General features: G+C 68.3%; 21 protein-coding genes, 1 tRNA gene and 1 pseudogene. 7 read left to right on the top strand and 16 right to left on the bottom strand.

All coding sequences use genetic code 11. The features are described from left to right. Positions 1-2 precede the first annotated feature (2 nt). The 5 genes from AQJ54_RS32975 to AQJ54_RS32960 are packed head-to-tail and all read right to left on the bottom strand — an operon-like array spanning position 3 to position 3,360. Positions 3-1,028: a class E sortase gene (locus tag AQJ54_RS32975; protein ID WP_062243509.1), complete on the bottom strand. Its 1,026-nt coding sequence runs from the start codon at positions 1,026-1,028 to the stop codon at positions 3-5. After that, positions 1,025-1,663 carry an aminodeoxychorismate/anthranilate synthase component II gene (locus AQJ54_RS32970; RefSeq protein ID WP_020134176.1) on the bottom strand — a complete coding sequence of 213 codons (639 nt, stop codon included), beginning with the start codon at positions 1,661-1,663 and terminating at the stop codon, positions 1,025-1,027. Before AQJ54_RS32970 ends, AQJ54_RS32975 begins: the two co-directional genes overlap by 4 nt. After that, the gene (locus AQJ54_RS44040; protein ID WP_019324742.1) at positions 1,660-1,821 is read right to left on the bottom strand and encodes a hypothetical protein; all 162 of its coding nucleotides are present in this window, start codon (positions 1,819-1,821) and stop codon (positions 1,660-1,662) included. Before AQJ54_RS44040 ends, AQJ54_RS32970 begins: the two co-directional genes overlap by 4 nt. Positions 1,822-1,873: 52 nt before the next feature. Then, positions 1,874-2,563, bottom strand: a complete 690-nt coding sequence (locus AQJ54_RS32965; protein WP_062243506.1) for a class E sortase — start codon at positions 2,561-2,563, stop codon at positions 1,874-1,876. Between the two features lie 17 nt (positions 2,564-2,580). Continuing rightward, the gene (locus tag AQJ54_RS32960) at positions 2,581-3,360 is read right to left on the bottom strand and encodes a DUF881 domain-containing protein (protein WP_079070118.1); all 780 of its coding nucleotides are present in this window, start codon (positions 3,358-3,360) and stop codon (positions 2,581-2,583) included. A gap of 140 nt (positions 3,361-3,500) precedes the next feature. On the opposite strand from AQJ54_RS32960, the gene crgA reads away from it, so the two are divergent. Further along, entirely contained in the window at positions 3,501-3,755 is a 255-nt protein-coding gene (gene crgA, locus AQJ54_RS32955) for a cell division protein CrgA (RefSeq protein ID WP_007383302.1), read from the top strand. A 242-nt stretch (positions 3,756-3,997) separates the two neighbouring features. Here the strand turns inward: crgA and AQJ54_RS32950 are convergent, their stop codons facing one another. Beyond that, a complete protein-coding gene (locus AQJ54_RS32950) occupies positions 3,998-4,882 on the bottom strand; it encodes a rhomboid family intramembrane serine protease (protein ID WP_062025702.1) in 885 nt (294 codons plus the stop codon). Between the two features lie 104 nt (positions 4,883-4,986). Further along, positions 4,987-5,514 carry a peptidylprolyl isomerase gene (locus AQJ54_RS32945; protein ID WP_062025700.1) on the bottom strand — a complete coding sequence of 176 codons (528 nt, stop codon included), beginning with the start codon at positions 5,512-5,514 and terminating at the stop codon, positions 4,987-4,989. A 242-nt stretch (positions 5,515-5,756) separates the two neighbouring features. On the opposite strand from AQJ54_RS32945, the gene AQJ54_RS32940 reads away from it, so the two are divergent. Continuing rightward, on the top strand, positions 5,757-6,458 hold the full coding sequence (locus AQJ54_RS32940; protein WP_062025698.1) for a DUF5324 family protein: 702 nt from the start codon (positions 5,757-5,759) through the stop codon (positions 6,456-6,458). A gap of 243 nt (positions 6,459-6,701) precedes the next feature. Next, a complete protein-coding gene (locus tag AQJ54_RS32935) occupies positions 6,702-7,688 on the top strand; it encodes a glycoside hydrolase family 26 protein (RefSeq protein ID WP_062243486.1) in 987 nt (328 codons plus the stop codon). Positions 7,689-7,752: 64 nt separating this feature from the next. Here the strand turns inward: AQJ54_RS32935 and AQJ54_RS32930 are convergent. Further along, positions 7,753-7,825, bottom strand: a tRNA-Ala gene (locus AQJ54_RS32930). A 183-nt stretch (positions 7,826-8,008) separates the two neighbouring features. Here AQJ54_RS32930 and AQJ54_RS32925 point away from each other — a divergent pair. Both AQJ54_RS32925 and AQJ54_RS44035 read left to right on the top strand, forming a co-directional pair. Continuing rightward, positions 8,009-8,557 carry a helix-turn-helix domain-containing protein gene (locus AQJ54_RS32925; RefSeq protein WP_020119478.1) on the top strand — a complete coding sequence of 183 codons (549 nt, stop codon included), beginning with the start codon at positions 8,009-8,011 and terminating at the stop codon, positions 8,555-8,557. Between the two features lie 238 nt (positions 8,558-8,795). Then, positions 8,796-9,693 (top strand): annotated as a pseudogene (locus tag AQJ54_RS44035) (serine/threonine-protein kinase); the annotation flags it as partial. Positions 9,694-10,555: 862 nt separating this feature from the next. On the opposite strand, the gene AQJ54_RS46240 reads toward AQJ54_RS44035, so the two are convergent. The 3 genes from AQJ54_RS46240 to AQJ54_RS44030 all read right to left on the bottom strand — a co-directional run bounded on the left by AQJ54_RS46240 (position 10,556) and on the right by AQJ54_RS44030 (position 13,590). Next, positions 10,556-10,762 (bottom strand): hypothetical protein, encoded by a 207-nt coding sequence (locus AQJ54_RS46240; protein ID WP_062243481.1) that lies wholly within the window; start codon positions 10,760-10,762, stop codon positions 10,556-10,558. Positions 10,763-11,752: 990 nt separating this feature from the next. Further along, on the bottom strand, positions 11,753-13,153 hold the full coding sequence (locus tag AQJ54_RS32910) for a hypothetical protein (protein ID WP_062243763.1): 1,401 nt from the start codon (positions 13,151-13,153) through the stop codon (positions 11,753-11,755). A gap of 308 nt (positions 13,154-13,461) precedes the next feature. Beyond that, positions 13,462-13,590 (bottom strand): DLW-39 family protein, encoded by a 129-nt coding sequence (locus AQJ54_RS44030; protein WP_003999697.1) that lies wholly within the window; start codon positions 13,588-13,590, stop codon positions 13,462-13,464. Between the two features lie 339 nt (positions 13,591-13,929). Here AQJ54_RS44030 and AQJ54_RS32905 point away from each other — a divergent pair, with 339 nt between their 5' ends. After that, entirely contained in the window at positions 13,930-14,325 is a 396-nt protein-coding gene (locus AQJ54_RS32905; RefSeq protein WP_062243479.1) for a DUF6344 domain-containing protein, read from the top strand. Positions 14,326-14,667: 342 nt separating this feature from the next. Here AQJ54_RS32905 and AQJ54_RS32900 read toward each other — a convergent pair whose 3' ends face one another. From AQJ54_RS32900 to AQJ54_RS32880, 5 genes are all read right to left on the bottom strand, one after another. Beyond that, on the bottom strand, positions 14,668-15,081 hold the full coding sequence (locus tag AQJ54_RS32900; protein WP_159055578.1) for a hypothetical protein: 414 nt from the start codon (positions 15,079-15,081) through the stop codon (positions 14,668-14,670). After that, positions 15,071-15,502, bottom strand: coding sequence for a DUF7718 family protein (locus AQJ54_RS32895; protein ID WP_159055577.1), 432 nt, complete (start codon positions 15,500-15,502; stop codon positions 15,071-15,073). Before AQJ54_RS32895 ends, AQJ54_RS32900 begins: the two co-directional genes overlap by 11 nt. Before the next feature lie 161 nt (positions 15,503-15,663). Then, positions 15,664-16,158, bottom strand: a complete 495-nt coding sequence (locus AQJ54_RS32890; RefSeq protein WP_159055576.1) for a hypothetical protein — start codon at positions 16,156-16,158, stop codon at positions 15,664-15,666. A 967-nt stretch (positions 16,159-17,125) separates the two neighbouring features. Continuing rightward, positions 17,126-17,638: a GNAT family N-acetyltransferase gene (locus AQJ54_RS32885; protein WP_062243470.1), complete on the bottom strand. Its 513-nt coding sequence runs from the start codon at positions 17,636-17,638 to the stop codon at positions 17,126-17,128. A gap of 10 nt (positions 17,639-17,648) precedes the next feature. Then, on the bottom strand, positions 17,649-18,425 hold the full coding sequence (locus AQJ54_RS32880; protein ID WP_062243467.1) for a GntR family transcriptional regulator: 777 nt from the start codon (positions 18,423-18,425) through the stop codon (positions 17,649-17,651). Positions 18,426-18,561: 136 nt separating this feature from the next. On the opposite strand from AQJ54_RS32880, the gene AQJ54_RS32875 reads away from it, so the two are divergent. Continuing rightward, entirely contained in the window at positions 18,562-18,894 is a 333-nt protein-coding gene (locus AQJ54_RS32875; RefSeq protein ID WP_062243464.1) for an SCO3933 family regulatory protein, read from the top strand. Position 18,895 lies beyond the last annotated feature (1 nt).

Genomic DNA, 18,895 nt, shown 5'->3' with positions numbered 1-18,895 from the left:
CCTTACTGGACGAGCGCATTCGGCTTGCCCTTGCTGCGCGGCCGTTCCTCGACCATCTTGCCCCAGACGATCAACCGGTACTTGCTGGTGAACTCCGGCGTGCACGTGGTGAGGGTGATGTACCGGCCGGGCTTGGTGAAGCCGGACCCCTTCGGGACGGGATCGATCACGCTCGTGTTGTCCGGCGAGGTCACCGGCAGCGTCGACGTCATCTTGTAGACGAAGTACTCGTCCTGTGTCTCGACGATGATCGGGTCACCCGGGCTGAGCCTGTTGATGTAACGGAAGGGCTCACCATGCGTGTTGCGATGCCCGGCGAGCGCGAAGTTGCCGGTCTTGGCGTCCGGCATCGCCGTCTTCAGCTGACCCTGGCTGTAATGCCCGACCATGCCCTTGTCGAGCACCTTCTTGTTGCTGACGCCCTCCGCGATCGGCACGACCACGTCCAGCTTGGGGATGTGCAGCAGGGCGAAGCCCTGACCCGGCTCGAACGTGCCCGGCGCGCCCTTTCCGCTCGCCCAGTCCTTCTGGAGGCTGCTCGCCTCCTTGTCCGCCGCCGCGTGCGCGCGCACGTTCGTCCACCACAGCTGGTAGCTGACGAACAGCAGCATCAGCACACCGGTGGTGATGAACACCTCGCCGATCGCCCGGCTCGCGACGACCGCCGCGCCCGGTTTGCGCGCCTTCGCCTGCCGACGGGCCTCCACGCGTGAGAGCGGCCTCCCGTCCGAGGACTCAGGCTCCGGCTGCACATCGGAGGCAGCCACCCCGCCATGACGCCCACGGCGACCCTTGGCGGCCTTTCTGCGGGCCGCACGGCCTCCCTGTGGGGATCCAGTGGCGGATGTGACGGAAGAGGCCTCAGAAGCGGGTATAGGAGGCGGCGGATCCGGTATCCGCAAGGCCACCGTCTCGTCGTCGGCCGGCGGCACATACGGCGACGGGTCACTCGCGTAGGCATCACCGCCGTAGGACGTGTACGACGCGTCGCCGTACACGTCCTCGCGCTCGGGGCGCAGCGCCGTCACGCCGTGGCCCTGCCCACCACCGGGGCGAGCCCCGCCGACCTCGCCACCGCGCCCTGATCCCCGCACTCCACCAGCCAGTTGGCCAGCATCAGATGGCCGTGCTCCGTCAGCACCGACTCCGGGTGGAACTGCACGCCCTCGACCGCCAGTTCACGGTGCCTGAGCCCCATGACGATCCCGTCCTGCGTCCGCGCGGTGACCTCCAGCTCGGCCGGCACCGTCGTCGGCTCCGCGGCCAGGGAGTGGTACCGGGTCGCCGTGAACGGGGTCGGAAGGCCCGCGAAGACCCCCCGCCCCTCGTGCTCGACCAGGGACGTCTTGCCGTGCAGCAGCTCGGGGGCACGGTTCACGACCCCGCCGTACGCCACCTGCATCGACTGCATGCCCAGACACACACCGAACACCGGCACCCCGGTCGAGGCGCAGTGGCGGACCATGTCCACGCACACGCCCGCCTCCTCCGGCGTCCCGGGCCCCGGCGACAGCAGCACACCGTCGAACCCGTCCTGGGCGTGCGCCGTCGACACCTCGTCGTTGCGCAGCACCTCGCACTCGGCGCCCAGCTGGTACAGGTACTGGACCAGATTGAAGACAAAGCTGTCGTAGTTGTCGACGACGAGAATGCGCGCGCTCACTGGTTGTCCACCGTCACATCGTTGAAGGGCAGCAGCGGTTCGGCCCACGGAAAGACGTACTGGAACAGGACATAGACCACAGCAACGACCAGCACGAGTGAGAGCAGCGCCTTCACCCATGCGTTCCCCGGCAGATGCCGCCAGATCCAGCCGTACATGCCGTCCCTTCCGTCGCACCACGGCACCACACTCACGCCGTACCGCACCAGACTAACGGCGCAGGGCAGCAGGCTTGCCGTCCTCCACAGGCTGTGTGGAGTCCAGATGTGCCCAGACGATCAGCCGGTGACTGTGTCCCCATTCCGGATCGCACGTGGTCAGCGTGAGATAGCGGCCGGGCCGCGTGTACCCGGAAGTACGTGGCACAGGATCGATCACCTCAATGTCGGTGGGAACTGTTTTGTAAGGCCCTTTGTCGATCCGATACGTGAACCAGGTCGTCCCGTCCGTCAGCACGACGGCGTCCCCACGCCGCAGCCTCGGGAAGTCCTTGAAGGGGTCCCCGTACGTCCGCCGATGCCCGGCAACCGCGAAGTTCCCCTCCTGCCCCAGCTGCGCGGTGTTGGCGTAATGGCCCAGCCCCTTCTTCAGGGTGCCGACCTCGGTGCCCTCGAGCACGGGCTTGTTCCACGTGAAACCAAGCCGCGGGATGTACATGATCGCGAAAGGCCGGCCCTTGCGATACGGCGCCGGCTCGGCCGGGGCAGCGGACGCACCCGCCGCCACCTGCGGCTGCCGCACGCTCCCCTTGGACCACTGACTCTGCAACTGGTCGATCTGGCGATCCATCACGGTGTCGGCCTTCACACCGGTCCAGAACAGCACATAGACGACGAACAACACGATCAGGGCACCGACAGTGATGCACAACTCGCTGACGGCCCTGACGAAGACTCGCACCGACAGCCCCCCGGCACCTACTCCACTGGCTTGGCGTACTGCAGATCCACTGTGCCCGAATAGCCGGGAAGAGTCACCGTGCCGTCGTCCTCGACCTTCCAGCCCAGGCCGTAGACATTGACGTAGACCATGTAGTTCTGGATCGCCTTCGAATCCGCGAGCGCCTGCTTCAGCTTCCCGGGATCACCCACCGCCTGGATCTTGTACGGCGGCGAGTACACCCGCCCCTGAAGGATCAGGGTGTTGCCGACACAGCGCACCGCACTCGTCGAGATCAGCCGCTGGTCCATGACCTTGATGCCCTGGGCGCCCCCCTTCCACAGGGCGTTGACCACGGCCTGAAGGTCCTGCTGGTGGATGACCAGGTAGTCCGGCTGCGGCTCGGGATAACCCGGCAGCTTCGCGGTGGCGTTCGGCGGGGCGTCGTCGAGGGTGACCGTGACCGCCTTGCCCTTGATCCGCTGCGTACCCGCCCTGTGCTCCAGAGCCGTCAGCTTCTCGTCCTCGGCCTTCGTGCTGCCGTCGTCCCGCTCCGCCAGCGACTCGACGTCCCGGCGCAGCGACCCGTTGGCCTCGTCCAGCAGGCCGTTCTTGTGACTGCGCTCCTGGATCAGGTCCGACAGCTTCAGCAGGGAGGCGTCCGTACGGATGTCGGTGCCCTTGGCCGTGTTGAAGCTCGTGAAGAAGATCAGCCCCGCGAGAGCGAAGACGGCCACCGTGAGCACTCTCACCGGCCGGAAACCCCGCCTGCGGACAGGACTGGATCCGGACTGGGGGGAGTCGGCAGAATTGCTCAACGTACCCTTATCTCCTTCGGCGCCGCGGAAGCACTACGCTAACGGACGCCCGGGGGAGCGCTAAGAGTCCCCTTGTACGCTGCCCGGAGCCCGACCAGTTACCTGCGCGGCCACGCAGCGCATCGACAGGAGAGACCCTCGTGCCGAAGTCACGTATCCGCAAGAAGGCCGACTACACGCCGCCGCCGGCGAAGCAGGCGACCGCCATCAAGCTGAACAGCCGCGCCTGGGTCGCCCCCGTGATGCTGGCCATGTTCCTCATCGGGCTTGCCTGGATCGTCGTCTTCTATGTGACCGACGGCTCGCTGCCCATCGACGCCCTGGACAACTGGAACATCGTCGTGGGCTTCGGCTTCATCGCCGCCGGATTCGCCGTCTCCACCCAGTGGAAGTAGCTCTGCCCACGGGTATCCGCTGAGTTATCCACAGACTGGAGCAGTTTCCACAGGGCCTGGGGAAAAGACTACGATCTGTGGATAACTCATCGGGCGTTGACGCCGGTGCGACCATCACACCGGCCCTCGCAAGGCCCTTCGCCCCCTGCCTGACCTGCGGAAACACGGGTCAGCGACAGGGGGCACAGCTGTTCCCGCACTGTATGCACAAGATCCGCCACTCGCTGTGGACAACGTGCAGCTCAGGTCAGCTGCGCGGTCCTCACCAGGACCATGACCACGATGACCAGCAGGACCACCGCGCAGGTGCCGTACTGCACCAGCGCCCGCCGTTCACGCGGGGCGTGGACCATGCCGTACCCCGTGATGAGCCCGGCGACGAGGCCTCCGATGTGGGCCTGCCAGGAGATGCTGCTCCAGCCGAAGGTGAAGATCAGGTTGATCACCAGGAGCGCGATGATCGGCCGCAGGTCGTAGTTGAGCTTGCGCATCAGGACGGCGGTCGCGCCGAAGAGGCCGAAGATGGCACCGGAGGCGCCGAGGGTCGCTGTGGCCGGGGCGGCCAGCAGGTAGGCGAGGGCGCTGCCCGCGAGCCCTGAGACGAAGTAGACGGCGAGGTAGCGGGCACGGCCGAGGGCGGCTTCGAGGGGGCCGCCGAGCCACCACAGGCTGAGCATGTTGAAGCCGATGTGCCAGATCTCCTGGTGCGCGAACATCGAGGTGACCAGGCGGTAGTACTGTCCGTCGGCGACACCCTCGCGGAGCGGGAAGGGCGGCGGCGGATAGGCGCCGACGAGGCTGAGGTCGGCCGCGAGGGACGCGTTGGCCTGGATGGCGATGAAGACCGCGAGGTTGATCCCGATGAGGATCTTGGTGAACAGCCGGGGGTCGGCGGTGACGCTGCCACCGGCGATGGTGCGCGGTCGGGCCGCGGCGGGGGCGGGTCCGGTGCCGCCGCCGTCGCGTACGCACTCGGGGCACTGGAAGCCGACGGAGGCACTGACCATGCACTCGGGGCAGATGGGACGTTCGCACCGGGTGCAGCGGATGCCGGTCTCGCGGTCCGGGTGCCGGTAGCAGCTGGGCAGGCTGTGGGCCTGCGGTGAGCTGTCCGCCTCCTGGTTCATGGCATCCCCTCGTCGCCGTGTGCGGTCGTGGCGCGTGCGCCGCCCCGCTCGTCCTTACGGTTGAGCGGGGCGTTTGGTTCCCTGCGCGGGGGTACTCCGGTGGCTCAGCGAGTTTCGACGACGACCGATTCGATGACGACGTCCTCGACCGGCCGGTCGTTGGGGCGGCTGGTCTTGACGGCGGCGATGGCGTCGACGACCTTCTGGCTCGCCGGGTCGGTGACCTCGCCGAAGATGGTGTGCTTGCGGTTCAGCCAGGCCGTCGGGGAGACGGTGATGAAGAACTGCGAGCCGTTGGTGCCGGGGCCGGCGTTGGCCATGGCGAGGAGGTAGGGCTTGTTGAAACCGAGGTCGGGGTGGAACTCGTCCTCGAACTCGTAGCCGGGGCCGCCGATGCCGGTGCCGAGGGGGTCCCCGCCCTGGATCATGAAGCCGCTGATGACACGGTGGAAGATCGTGCCGTCGTACAGCTTCTTGGTGGACTTCTCGCCGGTGCCGGGGTGCGTCCACTCGCGCTCGCCCTGGGCGAGTTCGACGAAGTTCTTGACGGTCTTCGGGGCGTGGTTCGGCAGGAGCCGGACTTCGATGTCGCCGTGGTTCGTCTTGAGGGTGGCGTAGAGCTGCTCGGCCACGATCTGCCTTCCGTTGTCTTCCTGTGCCCGACCGATCCTCGCACGGATCCGGTCGAGGAGGGCCCGGGCGGGGGCGCTGGGCGGCGATCCGTGGCATTGTCGTCGACAAGCTCCTGTTGCCACGTATTCATCCGCTATTGATCCGGATGCCCGCCCTCAGGTGCCGGGCTGAGTTCCGGCAGGCATGATCCGTAAAAGGGTGGAAAGTCGAATTACCGTACGCCACCGAGGAGGAGGATCCCGTGACCCGCATCGACAGCGTGCGCGCCGCGACCGGCTCGGCGAAGGACAGCGTGCTGCACGCCGCGGAAGTGGTGGCGCCCTACGCCGACACGGCCAAGGACAAGGCTTCGCAGTATGCGACCGAGGCGCGTGTACGGCTCGCGCCGAAGGTCTCCCAGGCCGCCGAGCAGGCTCGTGTCCAGTACGGCGCCCATGTCGCGCCACGTCTGGAGCAGGCCCGTACGCATGTTCCACCGAAGGTCGACCAGGCTGCCCACGAGGCTGCCGTTCGTACGCGTAAGGCGGCTCGTCAGGCCGCCGACTACTCCCGTCCGAAGATCGAGCAGGCCGTCGCGGTGGCCGTTCCGGTCGCCGGTGAGGCCACGGCGCGCAGTGCGGCGGCGCTGGCCGCTCTGCGCGGCCAGGTCACGCCCAAGGAGGTCCGCAAGCTGGTCCGCAAGCACGAGCGGCGGGCTCGCGCCGGCCGGCTCGCCAAGGCGCTCGCGGTCGCGGGCCTGGTGGCGGGGGGTGCTTACGCCGCGTGGAAGTGGTGGGACAAGCAGGCCAACCCTGACTGGCTGGTCGAACCCCCCGCCGCGACCGAGGTGCCCGAGTCGGGCCGGCTGACGTCGGTCGACGGCACCGGCCAGTCCGTTCTGGACCCGGAGGTCCAGGCGAAGGAGGCCGAGGAGGACGCGGCGAAGAAGGACGAGGGCCGCTGACGAACGGCGACGGCCGCTGACGAACGGCGACGGCCGCTGAGGAACGAGGAAGGGCGCTGACGCCGTTTCGGCGGCGTGTATCAGGGGTGGGGCGGGGAGTTCTCCGCCCCACCCTCATGTTCACCCGACGGGGTGGCGGGAGCGGAGGGGCAGCTCCGGCGGTGCCGGGGTGCGTCACAGTCGCGGGGTCATGTCCTGCGACCGTCTCGTGGCGGTCCCCCGACCGGATGGACCGCCGACGTCATGAAGTCCGCCGCAGTGCCGAGGTCCGCGCCTCGCGGCCTGCTCGCCCTGGCCGTCGTCCTGCTGCTTCTGGTGTCGGCGTGCACCGAGCGCGCCCCGGCCCCTGAGCCCGCGGCTGTGTCGGCGTACGGCGCGTATGTCGGCTACGAGCCTTCGGACACGGCACGCCTGATGGCGCTCGGTGCCTGGCTGGGCGGGCCGGCGCCCCGGGTGGGGCATGTGTATCTGCCGGGTGACCGCTGGAGCAACATCGAGGGGGCTCCGGGCTATCTGGAGTCCTGGGCGGCCTGGCGGCGGGCTGATCCGCGGCGGATGTTCGTCCTGAACGTGCCGATGCTGGAGCGCAGCGAGGCTCATCTTCCTGACAGCACGGTCGCGGCCGAGCTCCGGCGCGGTGCGAGGGGCGTGTACGACGCGCATTTCCGTGTCCTGGCCGGCCGGCTGGTGGCGTTGGGCGTCCCGGACACGGTGGTGGTGCTGGGCTGGGAGATGAACGGCACGACGTACACGCATCGCTGCGGCCCGGACCCGGCGGCGTGGCGGGCGTACTGGGCGCGGATCGTGCGGGCGATGCGTACGGTGCCCGGCCAGCGCCTGCGCTTCGAGTTCACGCCGACCCGGGGTCGCGACGCGATCCCGTGGCCGCGCTGTTATCCGGGGGACGAGGTCGTGGACATCGTGGGCATGGACGCCTACGACGCCCCGCGGGGCCTGGGTTTCTCCGGTCAGCTGGACGAGCCGTACGGTTTGCGAGCGCATGTCCGTTTCGCCCGCGCTCATGGGAAGCCCTTCTCGTACCAGGAGTGGGGCCTGTTCGAGAACGGGGACAACCCGGCGTACATGCGCGGCATGCTCACGTGGTTCGCGGAGCAGCGCCCTCTGTACCAGTCGATCAGCGACTACTGCCCGCACGGCGTGTGGTCCTGCCGGTCCCATCCGAGGTCGACGGCGGTGTATCGCTCGTTGATGGGCGCGGAGGGACCATAGGCGCCCTGCGGGAACGCAAATCCCCTCCGCCCGCGTTTCCGCAGGTCGGAGGGGATTCAGGGAGTGGAGCCTAGGGGAGTCGAACCCCTGACATCTGCCATGCAAAGACAGCGCTCTACCAACTGAGCTAAGGCCCCGGGAAGAGGGACGTCCGCCGGAATTACCGCTGCCGGTGGGCGCCGCAGACCAGAGTACCGGGTCATCCCCGGTATTCCGCAAAAAGATTGGGGGTCCCCGCGAACGACCACTCTCCGTAAGATGCTCGGCGTGGTTCGCTGTCGCGAACCACGGTTTTTTGGGGAAGCGATGGGGAGACGCACATGGACGCCGCACAGCAGGAAGCGACCGCAAGAGCGCGGGAGCTTCAGCGGAACTGGTACGGGGAGCCGCTGGGGGCGCTGTTCCGTAAGCTCATAGAGGACTTGGGCCTCAACCAGGCTCGTCTCGCGGGGGTACTGGGACTGTCCGCACCGATGCTGTCCCAGCTGATGAGCGGTCAGCGGGCGAAGATCGGGAATCCCGCCGTGGTCCAGCGGGTGCAGTTGCTCCAGGACCTGGCGGGGCAGGTCGCCGACGGCAGCGTGAGCGCGGCCGAGGCGACCGAGCGGATGGACGAGATCAAGAAGTCGCAGGGGGGCTCGGTGCTCAGCAACACCACGACCACGACCAGCAGTTCGGGTGCGCCGACGGTCAAGCGGGTGGTCCGTGAGATCCAGTCGCTGCTGCGCTCGGTGGCCGCCGCCGGAGACATCATCGATGCGGCCGACACTCTCGCCCCGACCCACCCGGAGCTGGCAGAGTTCCTCCGGGTCTACGGTGCCGGCCGTACCTCGGACGCCGTCACGCACTACCAGTCACACCAGAACTGAGCCGTCCGCCCGGCCGCCGAAGGGGGTTCGGCAGCCGGGCGGGGGGGCCGTGCCGGTGTGACGGGGGGCGCGAGGGGGTCGCGCTCCTCACCGGGGGTGACACACGGGGGTGTGTCAGCCGCCGGGGAGACGAGGAACACGGGGCCGTATCTCTCATCGGGGAGGCCACGAGGGGTCGATTCACTCATCGGGGGGCAGGCAAGGGGGACAGCCGCAGGGGGAGGAGCGACGCGCAGTCATGGGTGAGGTGTTCGCGGGCCGGTACGAACTGGCCGATCCGATCGGACGCGGAGGCGTGGGTGCCGTCTGGCGTGCCTGGGACCACCGGCGCCGCCGCTATGTGGCAGCGAAGGTCCTGCTCCAGAGCGACGCGCACTCCCTGCTGCGCTTCGTCCGCGAGCAGGCTCTGCGGATCGACCACCCCCATGTTCTCGCGCCGGCCAGCTGGGCCGCGGACGACGACAAGGTCCTGTTCACCATGGACCTGGTCTCCGGCGGCTCGCTGGTCCATCTGATCGGGGACTACGGCCCCCTGCCGCCGGCGTTCGTCTGCACGCTCCTCGACCAGCTCCTCGCGGGGCTGGCCGCGGTGCATGCCGAGGGCGTGGTCCACCGGGACATCAAGCCGGCCAACATCCTGCTCGAGGCCACCGGTACCGGGCGGCCTCGGCTGCGGCTGTCCGACTTCGGCATCGCGATGCGGCTGGGCGAGCCACGGCTGACCGAGACCAACCTGGTCGTGGGCACGCCGGGCTATCTCGCCCCCGAGCAGATGCTGGGCGCCGAACCGGACTTCCCCGCCGACCTGTTCGCCGTTGGCCTGGTCGCGCTGTACCTCCTGGAGGGCGCCAAGCCCGACGCCAAGGCACTCATCCAGTACTTCGCCGCCCACGGCACTCCGAGCGCGCCCCAGAGCGTTCCCGAACCGCTCTGGCAGGTCGTGGCCTCCCTCCTCCAACCGGACCCTCAGGCCCGCTTCCGCACCGCCACGGGCGCCCGCAAGGCCCTCGCCGCCGCCCGGGAGCTCCTCCCGGAGCCCGGCCCCGAGGACGACCCGATCGAGATCTTCGACCAACTCGGCCCCCTGCCACCTGGTTTCGCCCCCGAGGGCCCCCTGAAGCAGGCACCGGGTGTGGACCCGAGCAGGACGAGGATCGGCGGGTCCGGGTCGGGGTCGAGGTCCGGGTCGGGTGGAGGAACCGGGTTCCGAGTGGGCGACGGGGGCGGAGGCCGGGGGTTGGCCGGGGGTGGGCTGCCTTACGGAAGTGGGGAGTTGGTCGGGGGTGGGCCGCCCCACGGGAGTGGGAGATCTGACGGGGGTGGGCCGCCCTACGAGAGCGGGAGATCTGACGGGGGTGGGCCGCCCTACGGGAGCGGGAGATCTGACGGGGACAGGCCGCCCTACGGCAGTGGGGGGTCGTCGGAGAACTGGGCGGAGACTGAAGGGTCTTTCCGAGGCGGAGGGTCCACCGGGGACGAAGGCGTGCCCAGGAGTGGGGCGCCATCCGAGAACTGGCCGGTGGCCGGCAACGAGTCGCCCCCCTGGAGTGGGGTGCCCTCCGCGGATGGAGGGGGGCCGGAAAGCGGGGGAGCGTCCGAGAACCGGTCGGCGTCCGAGGGCGCGGCGGTGATCGGGGACGGGGGGCCGCGCGAGGGCTGGGCCTGGTCCGGAAGTGGAGCTGCTTCCGGGAGCGGTGAGGCTCCTTCCAAGGGCGGGGGTGTGTCCGGGGCCGGGGTGCCTTCCGAGAACTGGGCGGCGCCAAGTGACGGGGCCCATCGCGGGGAGGCTGGGCAGGACGGAGTGTCGTCCGAGGGTGTCCGGGGAGGTGCGGATGCCTTCGGCACCGGTGGAGGAGAAGGGGGAGCGGGGGAAGCGGGAGGCCCTTCCTGGCCGGGGCACGGCGCCGGCGCCGATCCCGGAACTGCGAACCGAGCAACTCCCTGGCCCGGCCAGTGGCGCGGGGCGGTTTCCCCGCCCGGAGAGTCGAATGGCGCGGTTTACCGGCCCGGTGAGCCGAACAGGGCGGTTTCCTGGCCCGGTGAGCCGAACGGCATGGTCTCCCGGCCCGGAGAGTCGAACGGCATGGTCTCCCGGCCCGAAGAGTCGAACGGGGCGGCTTCCCGGCCCGGAGAGTCGAACGGAGCGTCCTCCTGGTTCGGGGAGGGCAGCGGCGGGTCCTCGCAGCCGCGCGGAGCGGCGGACAACGCCTCCTCGTGGCCCAGCGGAGGGAACCGCCAGGCCTCCTTCCAGCCCGGTGAGATGGGCGGGGCAGCATCCCAACCCGCTGAGAGAAGCAACGCGTCCTGGCCTGGTACGGCAGACCCGCAAGGCGGATCCGGAGCCGCGAACCCGGAGCCAAAGCCCGGAGAAACGAACCCATGGACCCATCCCGGGCAGGCCGACCCCGTGCCACGGCCGCCCGAGCAAGCCGACCAGCCCCTCTGGCCCGGCGAATCGAATCCAACCCCCTCTCCGAGGACCCGGTCCGCTGAACCCGGCGCGGACTCCGGGGCCTACTGGTCCACGCACACCACCCCTCCCGCCCCCACGGGGCCGCCCTCGGTGTCGGGGACCGGCGGCTTCCATCAGCCATCGCCCCAGTCCCCGACCTCGCCCCCGCCAGGGCACCAGCAGCGGCAGGAGCACCACCAGCCACCCCACCCCCAGCCCCACCCCGCCTACATCTCCCCCCATGACCCGACGCCCCCCACTCACGTCCTGCCCTCCCCCAACCCTCACCCTCACGCCCCACGTTTCCCCCCGCACCAGCCCCTCGCTGATGTCTCTACTGCTTCGTACACCGCTCAGTCCCCGCAGGTTCCGCCTCCCGCCAGGGCAATTTCCCGCGCACGCCGAGGCGGCCCACCCGCCAAGGTGGCGATCCCGCTGCTGCTCCTGGCCCTGGCCTGCTACGCCGTGGGTTTCTGGGCCCTGGCCCAGATCTGAGAACCCGGCACGCCACGAGGAGACCCGCGTACCGAGCGGGCCACGCCCCCCCCCCCCGCCCCCACACCCCCCGCACCACACGCAGCCGGGCAGGCGGGCAGGCGGGCAGGGCGGCGAGCCCGGTCCGGCTCCACGCACACCCCGGCCCGACCTGCGGCCCCGCGCCACCTCAGTGAGCCGCCCTCACCAGCGAGCGCGCGCCCCCAGCCGCACCCGCTCGCCCAACTCCTCAGCGGCCCGGCTCCCGCCTACACCCCCGCAGCCCTCCGCCGCCCCACCACCACCCACACGCCAAGAACCCCCAACACCAAGGTCCCCGCCCCGATCCCCCCAAAGGCGGCCACCTTCATGCCGACGCTCCCGTGCCCGCTCCCGCTCACACCACCGCTCTCGTCGCCCGGAGCCGCACCGTCCCCCGACGAGGACCCGAGCCCCGCCTGGAAAAGCCCCGCCGGCTCGGACTCCCCCGCATAGCCCGGCCCGCCCTCCGGCTCCCCCTTCACCCGTACTCGCAGTGTCAGCCCGAGCGGCCCGTCGCCGAACTCCTCGCCCACCCGTGCGGCGAGATGCACCACGAGGAAGTAGGCCCCGGCGAACCGCATCCCGCTCACCCGCCCCGAGACGGCGTACCGGTTGTCGTACCCCACCGGCGGGACGGCGGGGAGCGCGCCGGACCTCTGGCTGCCGCTGTAGCTGATGCTGGTGTCGTCGACGAGGCCGCGCACGGGGTTGTACAGCGCGAGGTTCACAGCGCCCGGCACCAGGCCCTTCCCGCTCACCCCGCCGGCACCCGCCTCCGGGCTGCTGATCTCGGCGGTGGCGTACACCTGCTGGCCCCAGCCGACCGGCACCTCGTAGAAGAGCGTCTGTCCGGGCCGTACGTCGTCCCGCCAGACTCCTTGCTCCAGCGCGGTGGCCGAGCCGAACCCCCCGCCGCCTCGCACCGGCACGGCACCGCCGCCGGGAGGCGAGGGCGTGGCGGAGTCCCAGGATTCGGGCGCCTCACCGGTCGTCGAACCGGTCTGCCGCAGCCGTGGTTCCCGTACCGGTGCCAGTTCCAGGTCCCAGTCGCCGGGCACGGACTCGGTGCGCAGGACCCGCTCGACAGCGACGTAGTACGTTCCGGCGCCCCGGCACAGCGACCGTTTCGACGGGAGCGTCCGCGCGCCCCACGCGGTGAGGGGGCGTGGGCTACGGCCTGCGCCGATGGTGGCGGTGTCCGGCGCGGAGCAGAAACGGCCGTCGGCGTCCTGAACGGTCACCCTGACGCCTTCCGTCGCGGTGACCGGGGTGTCCGACGGGGGTACGGCGGTGGCGGCGACGTACACGCTGGACGTGCTGTCGAGGTCGAGACGGTAGTAGACCTTGCCCTCGCTCGGGAGCGAACTCCGGTACGTCCTGCCGGGTTCGAGGAGTTCGGCGTCCCCGGTGCTCACGGTGCCCTTGACCGACGGGGCGCCCGCGGCGAAGACGTACGAGGGGGCCGTAGCGGAGGAGGGAGAGGAAGAAGCAGAGGGGGAGGGGGACGCAGCGAGGGCCGGAGCCCCGGGCACCCCCGCCACGGCACCCAGCACCGCTCCCACCACGGCCACCCGCCACCACGCCGTACGCCGCCATATGCCGCGCCACCACGCCGTACGCCGCCCCATGCCGCGCCACCCCTCCACACCCGCGCCCGAGCTCCTACGACCGCCCCAGCGCCCGCCCGTACGTCCTGCCGAGCGACCCAAGCACCGGTCCACGTACCGATCCACGCACCGAACGTGGCCCATCCTGCCCCGCAGCGCAGCCGCCCACCCGCGCAATCCGTACGGCCGTCCGAAACCCCTCGACAACCGGCCTCGGCACCCCACATGGCCACCCCGTACGCGCACCCGGCGGCAGCCGACCGGCTCCGGACAACACAAAACCCCGACCGCAACACGGCCGGGGTCTGCTCAGAATCGAATCTCGGTACTCACGAACCCGTGGGCACGGAGTCAGTCGCCTCCGTCCACAGATCCTGCTCGGCGCGATCCGCCTGGATCTGGCGGTACACGAGGAGCCCGCCGATGGCGGCCAGTGCGACCAGGAGAAGCTTCTTCACCGCGCGACCTCGTCTTTCGTTGACGTAGGGGACCTCTGGCGCCCGACTATACACACCGACCGATACCGATCGGTGACCTGCGTCGGGGCCTCAACTGCCGCCCAGGCCAGCCCAGTACAAGCGGAGCAGGCACCTCCGATCAGAGGGTGATCACATCTCCACGCAGGGTCACTTAACCCCTCTTAATGCCGATTCTCCTCTTTTTCGACCTACTTGCACCCATCCGTGTGGTGTTCATCTGAAGATCGACGCGCCACAGGCTCCGGTCCGTGCTTTCGCGGCGCCCATACACATCATGAGGAAAGTACGCAAATCGCCTCAGCCCGAAAGTGAGGGACCATGGCCCAGAACAAGGTCATGAACCTGTGGACCGCCGTCATCACCGCCTTCCTCGCGCTGTTCACGGCGCTCGGACTCATCACGACGACCGCCGCCGCGGCCGTACCGCAGACCCAGCCGGCCCGCAACAGCGCCGGGGTGGCGCACCCGGAGCCCCTGGCAGCGACCCACGGGACCGGACTCTGGTCGTACGTGAAGGCCCTGCCACCCACGATGAAGCAGCGCATCCGCGCCGAGGCCCACGGCAAGACCCCCAGCTGCCGCCACCGCTCCCCCGCGGACACGGAGACGACGGCGGGCACGCAGACGACGGCGGGCATGGAGACGGCTGCGGACGCGCAGACGATCGCGCAGGGGGCCACGGCCGCCGAGCCGGCTTCAGCCGGCTGTGCCTGACACCACACGCCGACCGCGCAGTACCGACGTAGCGCTAGTACCGACGTACCGGAGTGCACCCCCAAACGCCGAAGACCCCCAACCGGATCCGGCTGAAGGTCTTCGAGTCTGGTGGGGCTAACAGGATTTGAACCTGTGGCCTCATCCTTATCAGGTCAGTCAGGTTGGTGCAGGACCCTAGGGCAACAGCTCTTCCGCCTGGACCGCCAGTGCATCGAGGTTCAGTGCCGACCGCCGTTGTTCGCCCTTGTTGATGTCAGGCGCTGATGTCAGTACAGCAGTGGAAGCTTGACACCTAGTTCCAACTGCCTCTCTTGCCGGCCCTAACGGCAGAGGCGCTGATCAGGCAGGTGTAGTCACGAAGCGCTGGATGTTCATCTCAGGCTTGTCCCATGTGAGGTTGAAGCGATACTGCCCGCGCATCTGGCGATCCGCATGCTCAAAGAGCATGCCGATGGTCGCGGTGCCCCCGATTTGCTCCTTAACGCCTCCGAGCGATGCCTCATCACTCGGCTTGAATGACGTGTACTCCAACCGCCCCGTTTCGGGCCAGTAGATCGCGACGGCCACCGGTGGAGTGTGCCTGCGGACACGGCCGAACACGTCCTCGATCGTGTCGCCCTCTAGGGCAACCACGATCTCTTCGTCCGAACGGTATCCACTGGCTTCAAACAGGGCTCGAGTCTCGTGGCGTCCAAGATCACGAGCCACGGCGAACGCTGCTTTACGTCGGAGTACTTCCTCGTCAGCGGCCACGCCTCCACCTCCGCAGGTTGTCTTCCCAGCGCTCTTCCATCTCGTCCAGCGCCCCCTCGTAGCTATCATCCACGACTTCCCACGACTTCTCGCCATAGGGGATGTCACAGATCAGGTCGTGATCAAGCAGGGTCTCGCCGCTCTGGGAGACAAGGTGGCGATGGACTGTACCGCGACAACAGTCGATGCGAGCCAACTGCTCCCACTCGCCGGCAACCAACGTCTCCTGCATCACAGCAAAGTCAACGATCTTCTTGCGATACGTACGAAGTCGCACTACAAGCCGGTCGTTCTCACTCAGCTCGATGGGAAACGTTGTTTCCTCAGCCGGGGGTATGCCAGGGGGCGTGTAGACCTGCACCGCTGGCTTTCCGGCCATGTCAGCAACCCTGCTGCGCCGCTTCCCGCTGTTGTTTGCCAAGAGGCCCCCATCCCCTCAAACGAGTGACGAACGCTACACGTACAGCCCAAGGACCGCAGGGCTCACGTCCAGATTGACACCATCACGCGACGAACGCACCGTTTCCACGTGCAGCTCGACGATGGCCACGCTGAGTGAACGGTCCCCAATGAGATGCCCGGCTAGTCGGCCGTCCAGTACGACTCCGGGAGAGCGCGCACCTGAAGAAATGACATCTCAACGTTGGTCACGAAATGAGCCGACCTAGATAGGCCTGTAATGGTTTGTATTGGTATCGACTCTTCCGATACCGAACCACGCCGAACGGACGATCGGACACTCAAGTCAAAGCCGTAAGCCACCGAGTGAGCCAGCTTGTTGCGCATGGCGAAGATCGCCCGAAGCACGGGCACGACAAAGGGAAAGTCTTGGTCCCAGCCCTCTTGCTGCATGATCTCTTCCAGCAGTGAGATTCTGCTGTTCACGCTCATCTGTGAGATGGCCTTGGCTTCGAGCAGCAAGATCGTCTCAAGGTTACGTCCCAGGTGAGCCGAGATGACACTGTTCATCATCAACTCGGCTGCTACCGCGTGCCCGAGAAGATCATGCATCGCTACGAGGAAGCTCGTGTTGTCGAATGTGGAGCGACTTAGGCTCCAAACCGCCTGGCCATCCATGCGGGGATTCTGACAGGCGCGGTATGACGAGACGACCGGGTTTCCGAGACGTCTACCTCGTAGACCAGCCCACGACTAACCCCAGCTTCCATCCCGTCTGCCGTCGGCCCACACACCGTGGAGCGGGCGTGGTTCATGGCGTCCAGGTGGAGCGCGCCACTGTACGAACGACCTGGACGCCATGGGCCGCGTCTGCTCGGCTCTGCCTGGGTCGATGGCAGGCGGGATGGAAGCACCCCACGCACGCCACTTCTCGGCCGGCACCCGCGTACGGCGCCCCCGCCATCTCGGAGCCTGAGCGCCCCCGCCGGAGGCTTGTTCTCACCCTGGGCTGCTGTGGGCCCGCGGGCTCCAACGAAGCCCCCAGCCGTCGCGCACCTGCTTTTGGAGTCAAAGCGTCTGTTGGTCCGTGCCTGCACCGTGCATGCAGACCTGTGGGCCCATGTCGTCTTCCCCAAGGTCAGGGCCTGGCGGTGTCGGGGTCATGGTCGGGATCAGGCTCGGTCCGGTGCGTCGACCCTTGGCGGGGCCAGAGCGAAAAGCGTGATCACCCCGGGGCATCGTCAGGTGGCGCGGGGCCGGGGGCCGGGGCGGCGCGGGCCGAAGGCGGAGCGAAGCCCCGAGCCCCCGAGCCGCGCGCCGGCCCGCAGTGCGGGCCGGTGGTGTGTGATCAAGGCGGTGGCGGCCGGAGAGCCGGATGGGTCACAGCTGCCGGATGGCCGAAGGCCAAGAGCCTCCACCCTGGACCTCAGCCGCTGGAGGACCGGTGGCCAAGGGGATAGAGGCTCAAGCCCTGAGGGGCTGTGAAGGATGGGGAGACTGAGGAACCTTACGGTTGCTGTCGAGTCCTGTTATCCCAAGTGCGCGACGGCTGGGGGCTTCGTTGGAGCCCGCGGGCTGCGGTGGCGGGACCACCCCTGCCCGCCGGAACGGCGGGGCTTGATGAGGTAGAGAAACCTGTAACAGCTCAGGCCTGGGGGGCGACGTAGCACACGGCGTCGATACTTTGGCCGTTCCCGTAATGGTGCGAAGCTCGCCCGATCTCGCGCCATCCAAGTCGTTCGTACAGCCGCATAGCGGCAGTGTCCTTGGTCATCACGTCCAGGACGAGACGAAGTCTGTGCCCCTTGGCATGCTCCATGGCTGCCTGCATGAGGCGCTCTCCGACGGCATGCTTCCTGGCTGACTTGACGACGAACAGCCTGGCCAGGACGGCAATCTGATCTTCCTTGTCGCCGCTCTGCTGCATCCAAAGAGAGACAGCGTCCTCGCCGTGTGGATGCATGATCGCCACGTGCCCGACTACGACTCCATCCAGCTCACCCACCCATGAGGCGATCACGTCAGCAGAGCGCAACCAGGCCTCTGGCTCATCGACTCCTTCGACCGGATACCCGTCAGTGGCGTGCACATCGATCAACGCCGCCGCGGCGTCGGCCAAATCACTGTCTTCGAACGGGCGGACTGTCAGGGACTTCACGTGCGGCTCCTCATCGCTCGACTGGCAGTTCGTAGAGCAATCCGGTCTGGTCGGCTCGGTGTACGTACCGCGAGACCTCAAAGGGGGCCCCGTCTTGATCGAGGCTCGTGTGCAGTACTTCCAGGACGGGCACACCTGGCAAGAGTTCGAGGATCGCGGCTTCTTCCGGGGTGGGCATCCTTGCGCTGATCTCGTCACGGACGCGCGTCATGACATGCCCCAACTCCTCTAGACGGCCATAGATGCCGTCCTTCCCGGTCTTGGGCTGCATGAGCAACGTCCCCTGCGCCTCGTCCCACCGGATGTAGGTGGACACGATCTGCACCGGCTCGTCATCTGCGAAGTAGTGGTTCTCCCGATGGACAACGCTCTCTTCGCCGACTGGCACTTTGAGGCGTTCCGCGACGTCCGCCGGCGGCCTCTCGCGAGTGATGGATGGGACCTCGATTCTGGCGGTCTTGCCCTGCCGCTTCGCTTCCAACCGGAACGGCGTCAGCCCCGTTTCACGGTTCTTGAGCGAGTAGCGATCGCTGCCGAAGCGAAACAGCCTCTGCGGCTCCCTCACGAAGACACCGCTCCCGTGCTTCGCGGTGACGAGTCCCTGCTCAGCGAGGATCCGAATCGCCTCGCGCGCGGTGTTTCGAGCGGCCCCGTACGTCTCGGCCAACGCCCGCTCAGACGGCAGCTTGTCACCGGGGTGCAGCTCACCGACCTCGATCTGACGACGAAGTTCTTCGGCAATGCGCCGGCTGGGCGGCTGAGGAGTCGTGGGGCGGGCGGACGTCATGCCCCAAGTCTAGCAACTGGCTCAAGCCACCTTGTTGACCCCGGCGCCATCGTGTGCTCAACTGGCTTAAGCCAGTAAGTGGCTCAAGCCAGTTGGCGCATCGAGGTAGAGGTGCGCCGCGACAAAGGAGTGACGTATGCCGTCCTTCAAGATCGACACTTCGACTGCTCTCGTGTTCGTGGCGACCGAGCCGGCGCCGAAGGTGGTCAACAAGCAGACCGGGGAGCGGGCCGTGGACCGGGAGACGGGCGCGGGCCTGTCGACGGTGGGCCTGCTGATCTCGGACGAGGGAGAGGGCAACCTCTACCAGGTGACCGTCCCGGAGACGGGTTTCCCGGAGGGTCTGGCACCGGGTACGCCGGTCAAGGTCATCGGTCTCAAGGCCCGTGACTGGGAGAACGAGTTCAACGGCCAGAAGCGGCACGGGATCAGCTTCCGTGCGGTCGCGATCACCCCGCTGGGGGCCTGAC

Origin of the sequence: Streptomyces griseorubiginosus, assembly GCF_001514195.1 — a bacterium.
Taxonomy (GTDB): Bacteria; Actinomycetota; Actinomycetes; order Streptomycetales; family Streptomycetaceae; genus Streptomyces; species Streptomyces griseorubiginosus.
The sequence above is the reverse complement of the archived record's forward strand: the minus strand, read 5'-3'. Positions and strand labels throughout refer to the sequence as shown.

Coding starts and splice junctions, on each gene's coding strand:
- AQJ54_RS44040 (WP_019324742.1), bottom strand. CDS start 1,821: ATGTACGGCTGGATCTGGCGGCATCTGCCGGGGAACGCATGGGTGAAG.
- AQJ54_RS32950 (WP_062025702.1), bottom strand. CDS start 4,882: ATGAACCAGGAGGCGGACAGCTCACCGCAGGCCCACAGCCTGCCCAGC.
- AQJ54_RS32935 (WP_062243486.1), top strand. CDS start 6,702: ATGAAGTCCGCCGCAGTGCCGAGGTCCGCGCCTCGCGGCCTGCTCGCC.
- AQJ54_RS32925 (WP_020119478.1), top strand. CDS start 8,009: ATGGACGCCGCACAGCAGGAAGCGACCGCAAGAGCGCGGGAGCTTCAG.
- AQJ54_RS32910 (WP_062243763.1), bottom strand. CDS start 13,153: ATGGGGCGGCGTACGGCGTGGTGGCGCGGCATATGGCGGCGTACGGCG.
- AQJ54_RS32905 (WP_062243479.1), top strand. CDS start 13,930: ATGGCCCAGAACAAGGTCATGAACCTGTGGACCGCCGTCATCACCGCC.
- AQJ54_RS32890 (WP_159055576.1), bottom strand. CDS start 16,158: ATGGATGGCCAGGCGGTTTGGAGCCTAAGTCGCTCCACATTCGACAAC.
- AQJ54_RS32880 (WP_062243467.1), bottom strand. CDS start 18,425: ATGACGTCCGCCCGCCCCACGACTCCTCAGCCGCCCAGCCGGCGCATT.
- AQJ54_RS32875 (WP_062243464.1), top strand. CDS start 18,562: ATGCCGTCCTTCAAGATCGACACTTCGACTGCTCTCGTGTTCGTGGCG.